General features: G+C 36.9%; 20 protein-coding genes. 7 read left to right on the top strand and 13 right to left on the bottom strand.

The features are described 5' to 3' along the window. The first annotated feature begins 102 nt into the window (after nt 1-102). Entirely contained in the window at nt 103-531 is a 429-nt protein-coding gene (locus P278_RS01995) for a hypothetical protein (RefSeq protein WP_152973872.1), read from the top strand. An 86-nt stretch (nt 532-617) separates the two neighbouring features. Here P278_RS01995 and P278_RS16710 read toward each other — a convergent pair whose 3' ends face one another. The 4 genes from P278_RS16710 to htpG form a co-directional block, all read right to left on the bottom strand. Next, the gene (locus tag P278_RS16710; RefSeq protein WP_038261401.1) at nt 618-971 is read right to left on the bottom strand and encodes a DoxX family protein; all 354 of its coding nucleotides are present in this window, start codon (nt 969-971) and stop codon (nt 618-620) included. Between the two features lie 64 nt (nt 972-1,035). Continuing rightward, nucleotides 1,036-2,817, bottom strand: a complete 1,782-nt coding sequence (locus P278_RS02005) for a DUF885 domain-containing protein (protein WP_038261404.1) — start codon at nt 2,815-2,817, stop codon at nt 1,036-1,038. A gap of 30 nt (nt 2,818-2,847) precedes the next feature. Beyond that, nucleotides 2,848-3,264 carry a hypothetical protein gene (locus P278_RS02010; protein ID WP_038261407.1) on the bottom strand — a complete coding sequence of 139 codons (417 nt, stop codon included), beginning with the start codon at nt 3,262-3,264 and terminating at the stop codon, nt 2,848-2,850. 146 nt (nt 3,265-3,410) lie between these two features. Then, nucleotides 3,411-5,297 carry a molecular chaperone HtpG gene (gene htpG / locus P278_RS02015; protein ID WP_038261411.1) on the bottom strand — a complete coding sequence of 629 codons (1,887 nt, stop codon included), beginning with the start codon at nt 5,295-5,297 and terminating at the stop codon, nt 3,411-3,413. Nucleotides 5,298-5,492: 195 nt separating this feature from the next. Between htpG and P278_RS02020 the strand changes: the two genes are divergently transcribed. Beyond that, nucleotides 5,493-6,503, top strand: a complete 1,011-nt coding sequence (locus P278_RS02020; protein ID WP_038261849.1) for a 3-oxoacyl-ACP synthase III family protein — start codon at nt 5,493-5,495, stop codon at nt 6,501-6,503. Between the two features lie 49 nt (nt 6,504-6,552). On the opposite strand, the gene P278_RS02025 is transcribed toward P278_RS02020, so the two are convergent. Continuing rightward, complete coding sequence (locus P278_RS02025) at nt 6,553-7,425, bottom strand: AraC family transcriptional regulator (protein WP_038261414.1); 873 nt, start codon at nt 7,423-7,425, stop codon at nt 6,553-6,555. 101 nt (nt 7,426-7,526) lie between these two features. On the opposite strand from P278_RS02025, the gene P278_RS02030 reads away from it, so the two are divergent. Further along, nucleotides 7,527-7,883: a DUF983 domain-containing protein gene (locus P278_RS02030; protein ID WP_038261418.1), complete on the top strand. Its 357-nt coding sequence runs from the start codon at nt 7,527-7,529 to the stop codon at nt 7,881-7,883. A gap of 73 nt (nt 7,884-7,956) precedes the next feature. Here P278_RS02030 and P278_RS02035 read toward each other — a convergent pair whose 3' ends face one another. From P278_RS02035 to P278_RS02060, 6 genes are all read right to left on the bottom strand, one after another. Beyond that, a complete protein-coding gene (locus P278_RS02035) occupies nt 7,957-8,370 on the bottom strand; it encodes an arsenate reductase ArsC (RefSeq protein WP_038261421.1) in 414 nt (137 codons plus the stop codon). Nucleotide 8,371: 1 nt separating this feature from the next. Continuing rightward, entirely contained in the window at nt 8,372-9,427 is a 1,056-nt protein-coding gene (gene arsB / locus P278_RS02040) for an ACR3 family arsenite efflux transporter (protein WP_038261424.1), read from the bottom strand. 23 nt (nt 9,428-9,450) lie between these two features. After that, the gene (locus P278_RS02045) at nt 9,451-9,945 is read right to left on the bottom strand and encodes a GNAT family N-acetyltransferase (RefSeq protein WP_038261428.1); all 495 of its coding nucleotides are present in this window, start codon (nt 9,943-9,945) and stop codon (nt 9,451-9,453) included. Nucleotides 9,946-9,949: 4 nt separating this feature from the next. Next, nucleotides 9,950-10,489, bottom strand: coding sequence for a DUF6428 family protein (locus P278_RS02050; protein WP_038261431.1), 540 nt, complete (start codon nt 10,487-10,489; stop codon nt 9,950-9,952). 47 nt (nt 10,490-10,536) lie between these two features. Then, the gene (locus P278_RS02055) at nt 10,537-10,875 is read right to left on the bottom strand and encodes an ArsR/SmtB family transcription factor (protein ID WP_038261433.1); all 339 of its coding nucleotides are present in this window, start codon (nt 10,873-10,875) and stop codon (nt 10,537-10,539) included. 137 nt (nt 10,876-11,012) lie between these two features. Beyond that, on the bottom strand, nt 11,013-13,463 hold the full coding sequence (locus P278_RS02060; protein ID WP_038261436.1) for a TonB-dependent receptor domain-containing protein: 2,451 nt from the start codon (nt 13,461-13,463) through the stop codon (nt 11,013-11,015). A gap of 109 nt (nt 13,464-13,572) precedes the next feature. Between P278_RS02060 and P278_RS02065 the strand changes: the two genes are divergently transcribed. After that, on the top strand, nt 13,573-13,932 hold the full coding sequence (locus tag P278_RS02065) for a CoA-binding protein (protein WP_038261439.1): 360 nt from the start codon (nt 13,573-13,575) through the stop codon (nt 13,930-13,932). Nucleotides 13,933-13,961: 29 nt separating this feature from the next. Here the strand turns inward: P278_RS02065 and P278_RS02070 are convergent, their stop codons facing one another. Together P278_RS02070 and P278_RS02075 are read right to left on the bottom strand one after the other, a co-directional pair. Next, nucleotides 13,962-14,423: a lipocalin-like domain-containing protein gene (locus tag P278_RS02070; protein WP_038261442.1), complete on the bottom strand. Its 462-nt coding sequence runs from the start codon at nt 14,421-14,423 to the stop codon at nt 13,962-13,964. A 32-nt stretch (nt 14,424-14,455) separates the two neighbouring features. After that, nucleotides 14,456-15,913 (bottom strand): sodium:solute symporter, encoded by a 1,458-nt coding sequence (locus P278_RS02075; protein WP_038261445.1) that lies wholly within the window; start codon nt 15,911-15,913, stop codon nt 14,456-14,458. An 83-nt stretch (nt 15,914-15,996) separates the two neighbouring features. Here P278_RS02075 and recR point away from each other — a divergent pair, with 83 nt between their 5' ends. The 3 genes from recR to P278_RS02090 all read left to right on the top strand — a co-directional run bounded on the left by recR (nt 15,997) and on the right by P278_RS02090 (nt 18,957). Beyond that, nucleotides 15,997-16,614: a recombination mediator RecR gene (gene recR, locus P278_RS02080; RefSeq protein WP_038261448.1), complete on the top strand. Its 618-nt coding sequence runs from the start codon at nt 15,997-15,999 to the stop codon at nt 16,612-16,614. Between the two features lie 172 nt (nt 16,615-16,786). Further along, nucleotides 16,787-18,085 (top strand): dihydrolipoamide acetyltransferase family protein, encoded by a 1,299-nt coding sequence (locus P278_RS02085; protein WP_038261449.1) that lies wholly within the window; start codon nt 16,787-16,789, stop codon nt 18,083-18,085. A 95-nt stretch (nt 18,086-18,180) separates the two neighbouring features. Further along, nucleotides 18,181-18,957, top strand: coding sequence for a 3'-5' exonuclease (locus P278_RS02090; RefSeq protein WP_038261453.1), 777 nt, complete (start codon nt 18,181-18,183; stop codon nt 18,955-18,957). Nucleotides 18,958-18,959 lie beyond the last annotated feature (2 nt).

Consider the following 18,959-nt stretch of genomic DNA (forward strand, 5'->3'; position numbering starts at 1 on the left):
TCAGTTTATAGCACGATTTGGTGTTAAAGTTTATAAAATTTCCGATAAAATGCTTGTTTTATTATTTTCACATAGTATTTTTGCGCTCGGAAAAAGGATAAAGTGCTGAAATTTAAAGTGTTGATGAAGTTGTTTTATGCTGGAATTAGAATCTTTGTAGGAGCGCAATTAATGTTTGCGGGATATGGAGAAACTGTTGCTTTAAATGAGCTCTCATCGAATATTGTTAGTACTTCAGGAGGAAACATTTTATTAGAGAATAATGTATTTCAAGCGTTATTGATTTGTCTTCCTTTTATCAAATTTGGATTAGGATTGTTTCTTTTACCAGGTTTCTTCACTAAACCAAGTCTTATAGCAGGCTTAGTATTATTTGGAGTTTTAACCCTGGTGATGATGATTAGCGGAAACTCATCAGAGGTAATTGGAAATCTGTTTTATTTGACTTTTTTCGCTGGATTATTAAAGTATTTAGACTATAACAATATTTCCTTAGATAATAAGGCGAACTTAACCTGTAGAAGCTTATAGTGGTTGTTTATAAGTGAATTGCTTAGGCGATTTGATTTTTTTGAGTTAATTAATGATAAAGGCCGTACCCAACGGCCTTTATCTTTTTAATTTATATAGGAATATGCCCAAAGCATCAGTATAAACTGCAGGGGTATTCTACTCAGGAGGAGCCATTTTGGGAATCCGGCCGAAGCCTTTTCGCTGCTGAGCATATAGAAATGTACCAAGAGAAAAATACAAAGCATTAAGATAATTCCATAAAGTGCAATATTTTTAATTGCCGGAATACAAATTGAAATGCCCAATATAATTTCTGCAAGACCACTAAACCATACGAGTCCTTTATGATTTGGTAAATACCGGGGCATGATGCGCAAATATATTTTTGGTTTCAAAAAATGCATAATGCCAGCACATACGTATAGCAGGGCCATTAGGTATAGATGCCATGGTAACATAAGCTTATATTTAAATAGCAATTCTCAAGGCTTCATAGCGCTGGAAATGCCGGGGGTGATTTAATTATTTTTGAGTGGTAATCCACTGATTGATTTTATCTTCTAATAGTTTAAGAGGAATACAGCCCGACTCTAATATTTTATTGTGAAATTGTTTGATGTCAAACTTGTCACCGAGTTCCTTTTCGGCTTTTTGTCGTAGGGCAAGAATTTTTAACTGTCCTACTTTATAGGATAATGCCTGACCAGGGATAGCCATGTACCTTTCAATTTCTGCAATGATACTGGCTTCACTTTCCGCTTCATTATCCAGGGAATACTGGATTGCTTTTTCACGGGACCATCCTTTAGCGTGTATTCCTGTATCGACAACCAGACGTATGGCTCTATGCATTTCAGCACTCAACATTCCAAAATACTGATATGGGTCATTATAAAGTCCTAATTCTTTCCCCAGAGATTCCGCGTACAGCGCCCATCCTTCCCCGTAGGCAGAATACCATAATGTTTTTCTAAAATCAGGGAGTTCTTCATTTTCCTGTTGAAGTGAAATTTGATAGTGATGACCTGGAATTGCTTCATGTAAGAAAAGGTCTTCGTCGGAGTAGATATTGTATTTTTCGACGTTTGGAATTGGCACATAGAAGATACCCGGTCTGGTTCCGTCCAGGGTGCCTGGGTTATATTCAGCACTGGCAGAAGCCTCTCTGAATGCTTCTGTTCTTCGAACTTCAAAAGCTGTTTTTGGTGTAAGATCAAACAATGTGATGAGATTAGGCTTCATTTTTTCATGAATCTCATTAAAGTGGTCGATGACCTGTTGAGGTTGGTTGTAAGGCATTAATTCTTTTTTATTACGGACCTGGTCGAAGAAAGCGTTGAGGTCTCCATTGAAACCAACTTCTTTTTTTATTTTTTCCATTTCCGATTTAATACGTGCCACCTCACTTAATCCCAACTGATGTATTTCATCGGCTGTCATGTTGGTTGTGGTGTATTGCTTAATCAGGGCGTTATAAAGTTCCTTGCCTTCAGGGATATCACTAATTCCTGAGGACGCTCTTCCGGCTTTCAGATACTGATCATTTAAATACGTGTTCAAACGATCCATTACAGGAATCACCTTGTCTTTAATCGTTTGTGTATAGGATGATGTCACATGACTTTTTTCTTCTTTGGTGAAGTTTTCCGGGATCATTTTAACAGGGGCAAAGAATAAATTCTTTTCTACCGGAGTTTTGGTCAGGTCTTTAATTTGGGGAATTGTTTTAAGGATGAGTGAATTTGGCAACACGTATCCTTCTTCAACTCCTTTTTTCATATTCACTATTGCAGAGTCTATCCAGACTGAAAATTTATCTAATCTTGACAGCCAATTATCGTAATCAGTTATAGTTTTGAACGGTTGGGCACTACTTCCACTTCCTAATTGCCCAATAGTAAGATGCATGGCAGAGAATTGGTTTAAGGGCATCAAATGGGTTTTAAATTTCAGGAGATTGATATTTTGATCAAGTTCCCAAAGTAAAACAGCTTTGCTTAACTTTTCTTCGTCGTTTAAATATGTATCGTCGTAAAGTTCCAGGGAATCTTTATAGGTTTGAAAAACATTTAACGCTGTTTCTTTATAGTTTTTAGTGATATTGTTGGGTAGTTTGTCATTGAATCGATTGTCTCCGGCAAAGGTTGCGTTGATTGGGTTGAGTTTGAGACTTTGTTGGTAATAGGATTCAAAAACTTCATTTATAGGGGGAAGGTCTATTTCTAAAATTGTATCTTTCTTATCTTCTTGCTTACAGGCAGTGATCGATAGTATAAGACTCAGAGCAAACAGAAAGTTTTTCATAAGTAATTATGGTTTTTTTGGTAAGAATGGTTAACGGTTCTTGATTTCCCTGCATTTGGTATATTCGAGTTTACGAAATCGCAGGGCTTCCCAATCATCATTTATTTTCAGGTATCCTACCTGGGTATAACAATTTTTGATCAGTGGTGACCAGGCGTAATCATTCGTAATATCAGTTTTTAGGGTTTTAGACACTTTTCTTGGATGCGCTACCCATAATACGATATCATCTTTTAATTTGGGTAACAGGGTTTGCGTTTGACGCTCGAATTCTTCTATTGTTTTTACAAAAACAAGCGCAAATTCTACCTGATTTATCTGAACCAATGATTCTATAACATCAATACCTGTTAATTCGGCAAGCTGTTCGTTAAAGCCATCCGGTTCATTTATAACCAAAATCTCTTGTTGGTTTTCAAGCTTTAGTTTTTGAAATAATGTTTTCACTTGCGGGTGTTTTATTTTTAAAAAGCAACTCTACTAAGATACGGATAAAGATCATCTGTTCCAAGCAACAAAACTCCGGCAAGGGTAATAAAAAAACCACTTCTTAATTAAGAAGTGGTTTAAATATGATAATTAGTTTCAATTAATTACTTGATCATATCATAGCTTCGCTTGATGAAGTTTGTAAGTTCTTCACCTTGTAATAAGCCTTGTGATAGACGGGCAAGATCTAACGATTGCTTAATCAGTCGTTCTTGCTTCGCTTTGGTTTTGGTACTTACAATCTGACTTATTAAGTCATGATTGGTGTTTACTACCAGATTGTACATTTCAGGCATGTTGCCCATACCGAACATGCCTCCGCCACCAGTAGCACTCATTTCTTTCATTCTACGCATAAATTCAGGTTGCGTTATCACAAAAGGGGAGGCAGCGCTATCCAGTGCTTCGAGTTTTACTGTGTACTTTTCTTTCGGTACGACCTCTTCCAGAACTGTATTTAGTTTCTCTTTTTCTTCATCAGATAGCCTGGAGATTTTCTCTTCATCTTTTTTGATGAGATTATCTAAAGAATCGGCATCAACTCTGGCAAAGGTGAATTTCTCGTTCGAGGTTTCCAACTTTTGAATCAGGTGAGAAACGATTGGCGAGTCTAATAGTAACACTTCGTACCCTCTTTCTTTGGCTTCTGCTATGTAACTGTGTTGGATGTCTTTATTGCTAGCGTATAGTACTACTGTATTCCCGTCTTTGTCAGTATGATTGTCTTTTATTTTCTCTTTTAACTCTTCCAGGGTTAAATAATCTCCATCCACTGTCGGGTAAAGGGCAAATTTTTGAGCTTTATCGAAGAACTTCTCTTCTGAAAGCATACCATATTCGATCACGATCTTAATATCGTTCCATTTCTGTTCGAAATCTTCACGATTGTTATTGAATAATGATGCAAGTTTATCAGCAACCTTACGTGTAATATAGCTTGAAATTTTCTTCACATTACCATCAGCCTGAAGATAGGATCTTGAGACATTCAATGGAATATCCGGAGAATCAATAACTCCTTTTAACATCGTTAAAAATTCAGGGACAATTCCTTCAACGTTATCTGTTACAAAAACCTGATTCTGATATAATTGAATTTTGTCTTTCTGCAGATTGATATCGTTAGAAAGTTTTGGAAAATAAAGTATTCCGGTTAAATTAAAAGGGTAATCAACATTTAAGTGAATGTTGAATAAGGGTTCTTCGAATTGCATTGGGTACAATTCACGATAAAAGGTTTTGTAGTCCTCATCTTCCAGGTCGGCAGGTTGCTTAGTCCATGCCGGTTGTGTATTATTGATAATGTTGTCTACCTCTTTCGTAGGTGCCGGATCGTCTTCTTTAGCATCTTCCGGTTTAGGCAGGGTTTCGGTTCTTGTGCCAAACTTTATCGGAATTGCATTGAACTTATTGTATTTGTTTAAAAGTTCGGCGATCTTATTGTCTTCCAGAAATTCTTTTGAGTCTTCGTTGATATGAAGGATGATCTCAGTACCTCTGTCTTTTTTGTCGGCTTTTTCCAAGGCGTACTGCGGTGAACCATCACAGCTCCAATGCGCTGCAGGTTCATCTTTATAGCTTTTAGTAATAATTTCAACTTTGTCTGCCACCATAAATGCAGAATAGAAACCAAGTCCGAAGTGTCCAATGATCCCACTATCTTTTGCAGAATCTTTATATTTTTCCAGGAATTCTTCTGCCCCTGAAAAAGCTACTTCGTTAATATACTTCTTCACTTCTTCGGCAGTCATACCGATACCCTGATCGGTAATATGGAGTTTATTATTTTCCTTGTCAATTTTGATCTCTATCATCGGATCTCCATAGTCAACTTGAGCTTCCCCTATATTACTAAGGTGTTTTAGCTTTAAAGTTGCATCCGTAGCATTTGATATTAACTCTCTTAAAAAGATCTCGTGGTCGCTGTATAAAAACTTTTTTATCAGCGGAAAAATGTTTTCAACAGATACATTAATATTTCCAGTTGTCATAGAATTGTGTTTTTCATGTTATTCTTCACGAACCACCTATGGCAAAAAAAATACCATACCGATAGTGAAGTGACAAGATGACACTATTATTAAGAATAAATCATTTTAAGTGATCTTATTTTATAAATACTTAAATTGCAGAGCTGATTTTGTTCTGAAAAACAGTATTTTGTTATGAACTAATATTATATGAATATGTATAATTCTAGAATTGCAGGGCTTGGTTATTATGTGCCCGAAAATGTTGTGACGAATGATGACTTATCGAAGTTGATGGATACTAATGATGAGTGGATTCAGGAACGAACGGGAATTAAGGAGCGTCGTCACGTGGTAGAAGGAAGTGGTGAAACCACGACTTCAATGGGTGTAGAAGCTGCCAGAATTGCAATTGAACGAGCGGGCGTAGCTAAAGAGGATATAGACTTCATTATTTTTGCTACCTTGAGTCCGGATTATTATTTTCCGGGTCCAGGAGTATTAGTACAGCGGGATTTAGGTCTTCGAACCGTGGGAGCCCTGGATATTCGAAATCAATGTTCCGGGTTTGTTTATGCTATTTCGATTGCCGATCAATATATTAAAACGGGCATGTATAAGAATGTATTGGTTATAGGATCGGAACTTCACTCTAAAGGATTAGACATGACTACCAGAGGAAGGGGAGTGTCTGTAATATTTGGTGATGGTGCCGGTGCAGCAGTATTAACCAGAGAGGAAGATACATCGAGAGGTGTGTTGTCTACCCATATGCATTCTGAAGGGCAGTATGCGGAAGAATTGTCTTTAATAGCTCCCGGAATGGGTAAAAGATGGGTTACGGATATTATTGAAGATAATAATCCGGAGGATACTTCTTATTATCCGTATATGAATGGTCAGTTTGTTTTTAAAAATGCAGTGGTTCGTTTTAGCGAAGTTATTAATGAAGGTTTGGAGGCGAATAACCTTTCAGTTTCAGATATTGATATTTTAATTCCGCATCAAGCAAACCTTAGAATTTCACAGTTTATACAGCAGAAATTCAAGTTAAAGGACGAACAGGTATTCAATAATATCATGAAATATGGGAATACCACCGCTGCTTCGATTCCGATAGCTTTAACAGAGGCATGGGAACAAGGAAAGATTAAAAAAGGAGATACCGTTGTGTTAGCTGCATTCGGAAGTGGCTTTACATGGGGGAGCGCCATTATTAAATGGTAATACGAAGTATAAAATCAATAAAAAAGTCGTTGTTTTTACAACGACTTTTTTATTGATAGTTTTTCGCGAACTGGCTGGGAGATATACTGGTTTTTTCCTTGAAAACCCTGGAGAAATATGCGTAATCTTCGTATCCTAATTCGTGCGCAATTTCAGTAAGAGAGCCTTTGGCATAGATGAGCATTCTTTTTGCTTCCAGTATAACTCTTTCCATTACCAGGTCTGAGGTAGTTTTGTTAAGTGCTTTTTTAATGATGCGATTGAGATGCTTTGGACTCAGGTGCATCATGTCTGCATAATCGGAGGCAAATTTTGTTTTTTTATAGTGTTTTTCAATCAGGAGTTCCAGCGTTTTTATTCGTTCAGAATCGATATGTGGTTGTACGGATGGAATTGAGCCTGTTAAATAAACTCTTGTTAGCTCTATGTATAGAAGATTAATAAGTGAAATGATTCTTTGGTATTTAAAAATGTAATCTTGTTTTTGTTCTTGATTAATCTCTTTGAAGTAGTTTAAAAAAGCGGGCAGTTGGGTACTTTTTAAACAAACGTTGGGAGGATTTTGAGATGAATAAAAAAAGGGGAAGTTATCGACTGAATTATTCGTGTAGTTCAGGTCTATAAATGATTTTGAATGGAAGAAGATGAAGCCTTTTACGTCCCTTGAGAGTTCCCAGTTATGAATTTGTCCGGGTTTTAATAAAAATACGGTACCGGGTTTAATGTCGTAGCTGTGAAAATCGATCTCGTGTATGCCGGAGCCCCGAGTGAAAATAATAACTACATAAAAGTCGTGTTTATGAGGATGCGAAATGTTTTTATGATGTGTTTTGATGTGTTTTTCAAAGGTGTTGCTATAAAAATCATTTGTTTTTTGACCGTTGTTGAATTGTTGAATATTTAAAATATTGAGTAATGACATCTGTAGTGGGTTATGTCTTAAAAGTACAAATAAAAGCAATAATCAGGCAACCTTCATATTTATTATATTATTGAAATTTGTTCATCTAAATAAATTGATCTATGAGTAGGTATATAAAGGCTATTCAATGTAAGTGTCCTAAATGTGAAAAGGGGGCGATTTTTAAAGACTCCGGTAACCCAATTTTTTTTAAAATGCCTAAAATGTACAAATCATGCGAGGCATGTGGTTATGTTTTTGAGCGTGAACCCGGATTTTTTTTCGGAGCTATGTATGTAAGTTATTCGTTGGCTGTGGCAGAGTTAGTTGCCTTATTGGTGGTGGTTAAATTTATTCTTGGCTTTGGAAATATTGTTTTGGTCATTAGTGTTGCCATCTTAGCATTTTTGCTTAGTACATTTAATTTCAGGGTTTCCCGTTCTTTATGGATGTATTTTTTTGAAAGAAAATCAATTTAAGTGCAATCGAATCCTCGAGCTTTTTTGGATTTATTGTTGTTGATTGCACTTAAAATGATCTATGACCAGGATTTTAGATGTTTTCTTCTGCGAACTTATGGCAGAATTCTTTGATCTCATCCCTAGTATTTCGGAATGCTTCTATTAATTCTTTTACAGTCCCGGATGCTTTGCTTGGATCGGAAAAATCATGATGAATTTTTTTTGTTTTTCCGATAAATACCGGGCAGCTTTCGTTGGCATGATCGCAAACAGTTATAACAAAATCGAAATGAATATTTGAGTATTCATCGACATGATTTGATGTGTGTTTGCTAATGTCAACGTCATCTTCTGCCATGATACCTACAGCAAAAGGATTTAAACCGTGAATTTCGACCCCGGCGCTGTAAATATTAGCTTTATTCGCTGTGAATTGTTTTAAATAACCATGTGCCATTTGGCTTCTGCAGGAGTTGCCTGTGCATAGAACAAGAATGTTTTTCATTTTAAGCTTTTTGGGTGTTTAATTTTTTATCGTAGTACTTGTTTTTTAACCAAAAGGAGACCTTCACTAATAAAATAAGTGCAGGTACCTCTACTAATGGGCCAATTACACCTGCAAATGCCTGGCCGCTATTCAATCCAAATACAGCTATAGCCACCGCAATGGCAAGTTCGAAGTTGTTACCGGCTGCGGTAAAAGAAACAGCGGCGTTTTCATCATAAGGAGCCTTAAACCATTTGCTGATCCCAAACCCAATCAGAAACATAAGTGCAAAATAAATGAGTAATGGTACTGCTATTTTTACAACATCCATGGGGATGTTTACAATCAGTTCTCCTTTTAGGCTAAACATGATTACGATAGTGAATAGCAGGGCTATAAGAGTTAATTTGGAAATTTTAGGTATAAATTCATTCATATACCACGCTTCACTTTTGAGCTTTACCAAAATCACTCTGCTTAAAAACCCTAGTAAAAATGGAATGCCAAGATAAATAGCGACACTTTCGGCAATAGTGGCTATGGAAATATCTATGATAGCGCCTTCGAAACCAAAATATGGTGGAAGTATGGTGATAAAAATCCAGGCGTAAAAGCTATAGGCGAACACTTGAAAAATACTATTCAAGGCTACCAGCCCTGCTGCATACTCGCTGCTACCATCGGCCAGGTCATTCCATACAAGGACCATCGCAATACAGCGTGCCAAGCCTATTAATATAAGACCTGTCATATATTCCGGTTCATCTCTTAAAAAAGTGATGGCCAGAAAAAACATTAGTAACGGGCCTATGACCCAATTGAGTACTAAAGATAGTGAGAGTAATTTGGTGTTTTTAAAAACCTTGGGTAATAATTTGTAGTTCACCTTAGCTAAAGGTGGATACATCATTACAATGAGTCCTATAGCGATTGGAATGTTGGTTGATCCTGAGCTAAATGAATTAATGAAATTTGCTGTACCCGGAATGTAATAGCCAATAGCAACTCCTAATGCCATGGCTAAAAAGATCCAAAGTGTCAGGTAGTTGTCTAAAAACGATAGTTTCTTTTTCATTGTGGATAGATTTGTTTAAATAATTAAGATGAGCGTCCAATTTTTTTACTTCTGCGTTCCATTAGGATGTTGTCGCGCCACACACCATGAAGTTCGGCAATTTTTTCCCGGTAACCGATTTCTCTGAAACCACATTTTTTATGAAGTCCAATACTGGCTTTATTTTCTCTCATAATGCCACATTGCAGTGTCCAGATTCCGTTGCTTTCACTCTCCTCAATGAGTTTTTGGAGTAAAAGTGTTCCGATTCCTTTCCTTTGTTGATTAGGTGCGATGTAAATACTAACTTCTGCAACACCGTTGTACACTTCTCTTTGAGATACTCTGGATAAAGAAGCCCATCCGACCATCTTATTCTTATCGAACAGCGCAATTCGTCCGAATGGTAAATGCTTTTGATCCCATTCTTGATATGTAGGAACGTTCACTTCAAAAGTTGCATTTTCGCTATCGATACCTGCCTGGTAAATTTGAGCTACCTTAGGGTAATTGTATGTGGTGATAGTGTGGAAATTCATTTTTCTAACAACAACCGTTTCCCGGTGAGCAAGCGTTTTCCTGAACTTCAGCTAATTTTATTTTTTTCTTTTCAGGTTTTGCCGGAGCTGAGCAACACGCATCGGCTTTTTCATCAGCTGTTGTTGCCCGGTCTTTAGCTTTGCAAGTTGTGTGCTCCTGCACTAACTTGACTATAAGTTTATCTTCATAAACCTGAATATTATGAACCGGAAGTATGGCGGTATGAAAATTTTTGTTTCCGTATTCAATTTTAACCTCTACATTTTGGAATGTTGGTCGGATTTTTTCAACTAATTGAAAAATTTTCAGGGCCTTTGAGGTTGTGATTTTATGATTCGGTTCAGGGACTTCATTTTCCCATAATTGTACATGGGTTTCTTCCCATTTGTTCTGAATACCACCACAATCAACTGTATCAAAGGACACGTTTTTAATTTCTGTTATATGATAATCATTTCGGGTATATAATCCAGGCTTGTATTCAAAATACAATGGAAGGTCGGGGTGTTTTTCCAACAGTGATATAAATTCTGATGTTTTCATTTTAAATTTGTTTATTGCAATATTACGATTAATAAATTAAAATTTTTTTAGCAGCACTGTTCATCGCAGGCTTCGTTTTTGTAGGTATCGAAAAATGAAGAGAACAATGCTTTGATATGATTCCAGTTTATTGGATCGATACAATAACATACGCTGGTTCCTTCAATATTTCCTTTTATTAGGCCTACATTCTTAAGTTCTCTGAGGTGTTGAGAAATTGTTGGTTGTGCTAACCCTATTTCTTCAACTAAATCGCCACAGATACATTGGTCGACTCTGATGAGGTATTCAATAATTGCGACTCTCGCAGGGTGACCAATAACCTTGGCTATTTTGGCAATCTGATTTTGCTCTTCTGTAAAGATTTCTGTTTTGGTAATACCCATTTCTGTTAATTATTATATTGCAATATTACGATTAAGTTGATAAAGAACAAAAAAATCCGGGTTATTTTTCCCGGATTTAATATAACTAGCAATAAAACACTAACCATTGACTTTGTAAAAATTGCATAGTTATCTTATTATAAGATTCCTCCACCAGCATCTTTGGTGTTGTCATCTCTGTTCTTTCTGCTTAATGCTCTATTTTTACCACTTCCAAATCGATAAGACAGTCCGAGGTAAACACTTTGACTTTCCCAGTGGAATGAACCTTCCTGTTGGTATGGGTTTTCTCCTTCGAAAGCGAATCGCATAGTATTAAAAATGTCGTTATAATTTAAACTCAATGTTCCTTTACCCTCAGCAAAGCTTAAACGAGCTCCGGTGTTTACAAAATACATTGGTTTCGTTTCAAATTGAATTCCTTTGGCGCTGGATCTATACATGCCGAATAATGACAGCGTTAATATTTTTGTTACTTTAAAATTGTTATTCATTCTAAAGTTCCATGGGGTATTAGTGATCTTAACTTCTTCGGTGATAATCTCGTCGATAGTGATATTTTCATCTGGTGAAATCGATCGCTCGGTTACACTTCTTTGAGTTTGAGAGTAGAGATCGAAACTGGCATTAAAATTCCACCATTTTGTCGGTCTGTAGTTGGAGGAGATTTCTAATCCATAAGCTGAGGTTCGATCAAAATTATCGAAGGTTAAAATAATTTTTTCGGTATCGACTCTATCGATGTAAACCGCCCTGTTGATTTCATCTTCTATAAGCCTGTAAAAAACGCCCGCTGTAATACTTCCATTTTTTAATCTTCGGGTATAATTGGTTTCAATTGAGTTTGTGAATTGCGGTTCGAGTAATGGGTTTCCCAGTGATGATATTTGCGGAGTGCTCCATTCCCTGAATGGGTTTACCTGGTTTAATCCCGGTCTGTCAACTCTACGGCTAAAACTCAATTGGTATTGATTTTTTTCAGTAGGGGTATAGGTTAAAAACCCTGAAGGGTATATTTGTATATAATCATCGTTGTAAACACTGTTCTCGTTTAAATCAGCATCTACGTCTACTGTTTCTGCTCTTGCTCCTAACTGATAAGCCCATTTCTCATATTCATGAGCAAAGGTTACATAGGCGGAATAGATGTCCATGTTGTAAATAAAGTTTCTGTCGAGAGTTGCTTCCAGATTTCCTGAGTCCGGATTAAAGGTTAGTCCGGTTGAGGAGTAATCGATATCAGATTCATATAATCTGGCTTCTAATCCAGCCTCCAGTTTTGAATTTTCTGAAATTGGATTTACATAATCCAAATTGCTTATTAGCTGTGTTCTGTCGGTGCCTACAAAATCGGAATAGTTTTGTAGGTTGGTATTTCCTCCATAAAGAAAATCGAAGTCGCTGTCACTTTCAAAAGTATTGTAATCAACTTCTAGTTCGATATTGTGACCTTCTTTAGCAAAATCAAGTTTATAGTCAAAGTTGTACTGTTGACTATGATTGTCTGTTTTATTGTAGGCATTCTGGAAATAATTTCTTGTTGGATCGTCGTTGTAAATAATGTTGGTGTTTCCTTTCGCTTTTCCGTCATAAATGTTTTGGTTAGTAAAGAAAGAAATCGTGTTTTTATCGTTGAGATAAAAGTCTACCCCGACTTTGTACAGGTATGATTTGTTGTTATCCTGAAAATTAAATAGTTGTTCTGAGTTTTCTACATCCCGAAAAATATTTCCATGGTTATTATTTTTGCCAATATTTGTTCCGATATTGCCATACAGGTTGAATTTTCCATTTCGGTAATTTAAATCGAGAGCACTATTAAATTTAGCATTTTCATCGTACGTAAGCCCAACGCTGGCATTACCGTTAAACCCAATATTAGCGTTTTTATGTAAAATGATATTGATGATACCGCTCATACCCTCAGGATTGTATTTAGCTGAAGGGTTTGTTATTAGTTCAATGCTTTTAATTGAGGTAGAAGGAATTTGTTTTAGGAGTTGATTAACCGGTATGTTTGAGAGTTTTCCGTCTACCATTACCCTAACGTTTTCATTCCCTCTCATGCTAATGTTTCCCGTTTGTTGATCTACATTAATAGAAGGAAGGTTGTTCATTATATCTGAAGCCGAGGCACCAGCAGTACTAAGGTCTTTACCGATATTAATTACTTTTCGATCTATTTTTTGCTCAATGGTAGTTCGTTCTCCTACCACACTAACTCCTTCTAATTCAATTGAATTTTCAGATAAGGTGATGGTGCCTAATTCAAGCTTTCTGTTGTCTCTGGAAATGGTTATTTCTTTAGTGAAAGACTTATATCCTATGAATTGTACCACAAAAAGGTGGGTTCCTTCTTCGATGTTTTTGAGTTCGAATACACCTTCGTCATTGGTAATTCCCCCTGTAATATTAGATCCGTCTACTTTAGACTTTACAACTACAGATGCGTAGGGGATAGGTTGATTAAGTGTTTTATCTATTACTTTACCGGTTATAGACCCAATCTTTGCATTCGGAGAAGGTTGTCCGAAGGATTGGAGGCCGATACAAGTTAACAGCATAAATGTAACAATGAAATTTCTCATTGGTTAGTTGATTTTTTGATTGATGATAATTGTTTTAGTTTCGTATTTAATTGACGACCGCTTAGCTAATGTGTTACTCGGTTTTAAAATAATTAACACTTTTTAACAAATGGGAAAAACTTTAATCATGGGAGCTTCACTTCAGCCAAGCCGCTATAGTTATATAGCTCTAAAGCGATTGAGAATGTATGGGGAAAGTGTTGTGGCCTTTGGAAAGCATAAAGGCAGGGTAGCTGATGTTGTGGTCGAAGACCAGTTGATTCGGTATACAGATATAGATACTGTTACTTTGTATCTTAGACCTGAGGTTCAGAAAGAATTTTACGATTACATCCTTTCTTTGAAACCAAATCGCGTTATATTTAATCCGGGCACTGAAAATGAAAGCTTTTACGAGCTTTTAGAGGCGAATAAAATTCGGCATGAGGTGGCATGTACATTGGTTCTGCTTTCCACCAAACGGTATTAGGACCAGGGTGTGGGTTTTTATGAATAAGGTTATTTTAACCGAACCAATTTCTCCATATTAATATGGTTTACGCCGATCTTGTCGATTTTCTCAACACCGATGGTGGTAAGCGTGTCGTTATGTATTGAATATTCGAATGAAAAAGAATTATTCTCCCATGCCCGGTAATTGCAATATTCTAAATATTCAGTATATATGTTATCTTCAATTGTATAAGGGCCACCTCCAGCTGCAAAAACTGCTGTGCTGTCATTGCTGGTATTCTTGTCATGCCTTAAGAATGCGAAATGCGTTTCGTTTATAATTTTAATCATTTCCTGATCTTTTGTATAATCGGTAATGATTGTATCATTGTCTTTGATGGTTATTCCGGTTATTAATTTCCATGTGCCAATGATAGAGGTCTTTACCGGAGCAGGATTTTGTTTTTTCTCAGGAGCGCATGCTGCACTTACTATGAGGCTTACCGTTACTAATGCAAGTTTTTTCAATTATTCTAATTTGATTCGTTTGTTATTAAAGATTATTTCTTTCTAATTATTAGCAGGCCAATAAAAGTGATTATACCATTTAAGATTAATAACTCATAACCCCATTGGTATCCACCGATATATTCTGACGGTAATTTTGCGATAAGATAGGAAAGTGTAACGGATACTGCTGCAACCCACGGTACCAATTTATCTTTGATATTGTGATTTGTAAAAATACCGAAGGCAAATAAGCCAAGTAAGGGTCCGTATGTATATCCAGCGACCGTCAGCAAGCCGCTTATAACACTTTGATCTAACAGGTAGTAAAAGCTAATTATAACCAGCACTAAAAGGCCGGCCATCATAATGTGCACCTTTTTCCTTGTTTTCTTTTGGGTGTTCTGTGGCCTCTTTTCTATGTTCAGGAAGTCGATACAAAAAGAAGTGGTTAGTGATGTAAGAGCGCTATCTGCACTTGAATATGCAGCAGCGACCAGTCCTAACGTAAAGAATATGGCAACTGAAATACCAAGATCTGATTTTAGGGCAATTTCCGGATAAAGCAAGTCGGTTTTTGTTACTCCATCTACTACAGGGATATCTATATTGTTCGCATTGGCATAAATGAACAAAAGTGCTCCCAGGAGCAGGAAGACAAAATTCACGAATACCAGAATGACGCTAAAACTAATCATGTTTTTTTGAGCGTCTTTGAGTGATTTACAGGTAAGATTTTTTTGCATCATGTCCTGATCCAGTCCCGTCATGCATATGGTGATAAACATTCCACCTAAAAATTGTTTTACAAAATGATTTTTCGCCATGAAGTCGTCGAAGAAAAAGATTTTGTCAAATTTTCTAAGCTCTTTGCTATCAAGGAAGTCCCCAAGACCCCAGCCCATTTGTTGGTATATTAAAACGATAGTTACTACCAGGGCTATTAGCATAAATAGGGTTTGAATGGTGTCGGTCCAAACAACTGTTTTTACGCCTCCTTTAAAAGTGTAAATCATGATAAGTAATACTGATATAAGTACCGTTAGAGCAAATGGAAAGTGCCAAAACTTAAAGACGAACTCATGTAAAACGCTTGCAACTAAAAATAATCTGAAAGCTGCTCCCAGCACCCTGGAAATAAAGAAGAAAGCTGCTCCGGTTTTGTGGCTTACAATCCCGAATCTATTTCCTAAATATTCGTAGATTGATGTTACATTGAGTTTGTAATAAATAGGCATCAGGACGAATGCGATCACGAAATATCCGAAAAGATAGCCGAAGACTACCTGCATATAGCTAAACATACCGCTGCCTACGTCTCCGGGCACAGAGATAAAGGTAACACCACTTAAGGATGCGCCAATCATACCAAATGCCACGATGAACCATGGGGATGATTTGTTAGCCTTGAAGAAGGCTTCATTGGAGTCTTCTTTACCAGTAAAGTATGAAATGATGATTAGTACAGCAAAGTAGATTGCGATGAGGATTAGGATATGTATAGGCTTCATGGATGTTTGTAAAATTTACAAGCCAAAATACAAAACTCGATTTGAATATCATCTAGCTGAATCTAAAATCGTAAATTCGTAGCATGGATTTTTCATCTAAATTATTGGAGAACGCAGTATACGAAATTTCGCAATTACCCGGGATTGGTAAGCGCACTGCACTACGTCTGGCCTTACATTTATTGAGGCAACCCAAGGATCAAACGGAGCGGTTGTCTTTTGCTTTACAAAACTTAAGAAACGAGATCAAGTATTGTAAAAATTGTCATAATATTTCGGATGTCGATTTGTGTGAGATATGCGCCAATCCTAAGCGAGAGGAGTCTTTAGTGTGTGTGGTAGAAGATATCAGGGATGTTATGGCTATAGAAAATACGGGTCAGTATAAGGGCTTGTATCACGTGTTAGGAGGAAAGATATCGCCATTGGATGGCATTGGTCCGAGTGATTTAAATATTCATTCCCTGGTGGAAAAGGTAAAAGAAGGGGTGGTTAAAGAGATTATATTTGCATTAAGCTCGACGATGGAGGGGGATACGACGAATTTTTACATTTATAAGCAGGTAAGTCCATTTAATATAAAAACGTCCACCATTGCCAGAGGTATAGCTGTAGGTGATGAATTGGAGTATGCAGATGAGGTTACGCTTGGAAGAAGTATTTTGAATCGAATTCCTTTTGAAAACTCTTTAAAAAGTTAAAAAGAGCTTCTTTGAATTGGATGAGTTTATGTAAAAGCCTTAATTTTATACACCGAATATAAAGTTATTGATCGATGAACCGTGAATATTTTTTATTGATTTACTAACGAATCATCTATTTTTTGATTAATTTCGCAACGCAACTAACAAAAATTACTACTGAATTAGAAATATGGCAAAATTTGAACTAAAATTACCTAAGATGGGGGAGAGTGTTGCAGAGGCAACTATAACCTCTTGGTTAAAGGAAGTTGGAGATACTATTGAAGCGGATGAGGCAGTATTAGAAATAGCTACTGATAAAGTGGACTCTGAGGTTCCCAGTGAAGTTGAAGGTGTTTTGGTCGAGCGATTTTTTGAAGTAGACGATGTGGTTCAGGTTGGACAGGTTTTGGCTGTGATAGAGATTGAAGGTGATGCACCTGCAGAAAGCAATGTAGCAGAGCCAGAAGAACAGATGGAAGAAGCTGTTTCTGAATTGGAAGAATCAATGGAGTCTGCCAAAGCAACCGTAGCTACTACGAAGGTTGATTTTTCAGCCTCTGATCGTTTTTATTCACCTTTGGTTAAAAATATGGCTAAAGAGGAGGGGATTGATGTAATGGAATTGGATACTATTCAAGGTACAGGTAAAGATGGGCGTGTAACCAAAAACGACATGCTTGCCTATATTGAAAACAGGAAGTCAGGACAAGCAATCAAGTCGAAAACAACGAAGCCGGTTGCGCCAATAGCGCCATCAGTACCAGTTTCTGTTAATGGTGAGGATGAGATCATAGAGATGACCAGAATGGGTAAGCTTATTGCTCATCATATGACGGAGAGTAAACATACTTCGGCTCATGTTCAGAGTTTTATTGAGGTGGATGTTACTAAAATAGTTAACTGGAGAAATAAAATTAAAAAGTCGTTCGAGCAAAAAGAAGGAGAGAAACTGACTTTTACTCCAATTTTCATGGAGGCTATCGCGAAGGCTATTCGTGATTTCCCATTGATCAACATTTCTGTTGATGGTGATAAAATCATAATAAAGAAGAATATAAATCTTGGGATGGCAGCAGCCTTGCCTGATGGTAATTTAATTGTTCCTGTTATTAAAAATGCGGATCGATTGAACTTGGTGGGTATGGCCAAAGCTGTGAATGATCTGGCGGGTCGTGCTCGCTTAAACCAGTTGAAGCCTGATGAAATTCAGGGGGGAACCTATACGGTAACGAATGTAGGGACATTTGGGAGTGTGTTTGGAACACCGATCATCAATCAGCCTCAGGTTGCCATTTTGGCTTTGGGCGCTATCAGAAAGGTTCCTGCCGTTATAGAGACCCCCGATGGAGATTTTATAGGTATAAGACATAAAATGTTTTTATCTCATAGTTATGATCACCGTGTTGTTAATGGTGCTCTAGGAGGGCAGTTTGTGAAACGCGTTGCTGAGTATCTTGAAAGTTGGGATTCTGAAAGAGAAGTATAATTTAAGTATATAAATATTATCTTGTTAATAAACCCTGAAACTTTCAGGGTTTTCTTTTTTGATAATGTATATTTACCAAGGAAAAATAAAATGAAATGGATTTAAATCTGACCAAACCCATATGTTTTTTTGATCTTGAAACCACGGGTACGGACGTAGCTAAAGATCGCGTTGTGGAAATATCTATTTTGAAGGTATATCCTAATGGGAATAAGGAAAGTAAAACGTGGTTGGTTAACCCTGAAATGCCAATTCCGGCGAATGTTTCAGCAATTCATGGGATAACGGATGACAGAGTGGCTAATGAGCCCACTTTTAAAGAGTTGTCTAAGGAGATTTATAACATGATTAAGGATAGTGATCTGGGCGGGTATAACTCTAACCGATTTGACATACCTCTGTTAGCTGAGGAAATGCTCAGGGCTGATGTTGATTTTGACATGAAAAACAGGGTGTCTGTTGATGTTCAAACTATTTTTCATAAAATGGAGCAGCGTACCTTAACTGCTGCTTACAAGTTTTATTGCGATAAAAATTTAGAGGATGCTCATAGTGCAGAGGCGGATACCATGGCGACCTATGAGGTATTGAAAGCCCAGGTAGCAAGATATGATGAGCTGGAGAATGATGTGAAGTTTTTATCGGCATTTACCACAAGGAAACAGACGGCAGATTTTGCGGGTTTTATTATTTATGACAAGGAGGGGGATGAAGCCTTTTCTTTTGGGAAGCATAAGGGGAAGAAAGTTGAAGAAGTTCTTGAGCAGGAACCCGGGTATTTTGGATGGATATTAAACGCGGATTTTCCTTTGTATACCAAAAAGGTGTTAACGGCTATTAAATTGAGAAAGCTTAATAATAAACTTCAATAGCT

Source organism: Zhouia amylolytica AD3, from assembly GCF_000511935.2.
Classification (GTDB): domain Bacteria; phylum Bacteroidota; class Bacteroidia; order Flavobacteriales; family Flavobacteriaceae; genus Zhouia; species Zhouia amylolytica.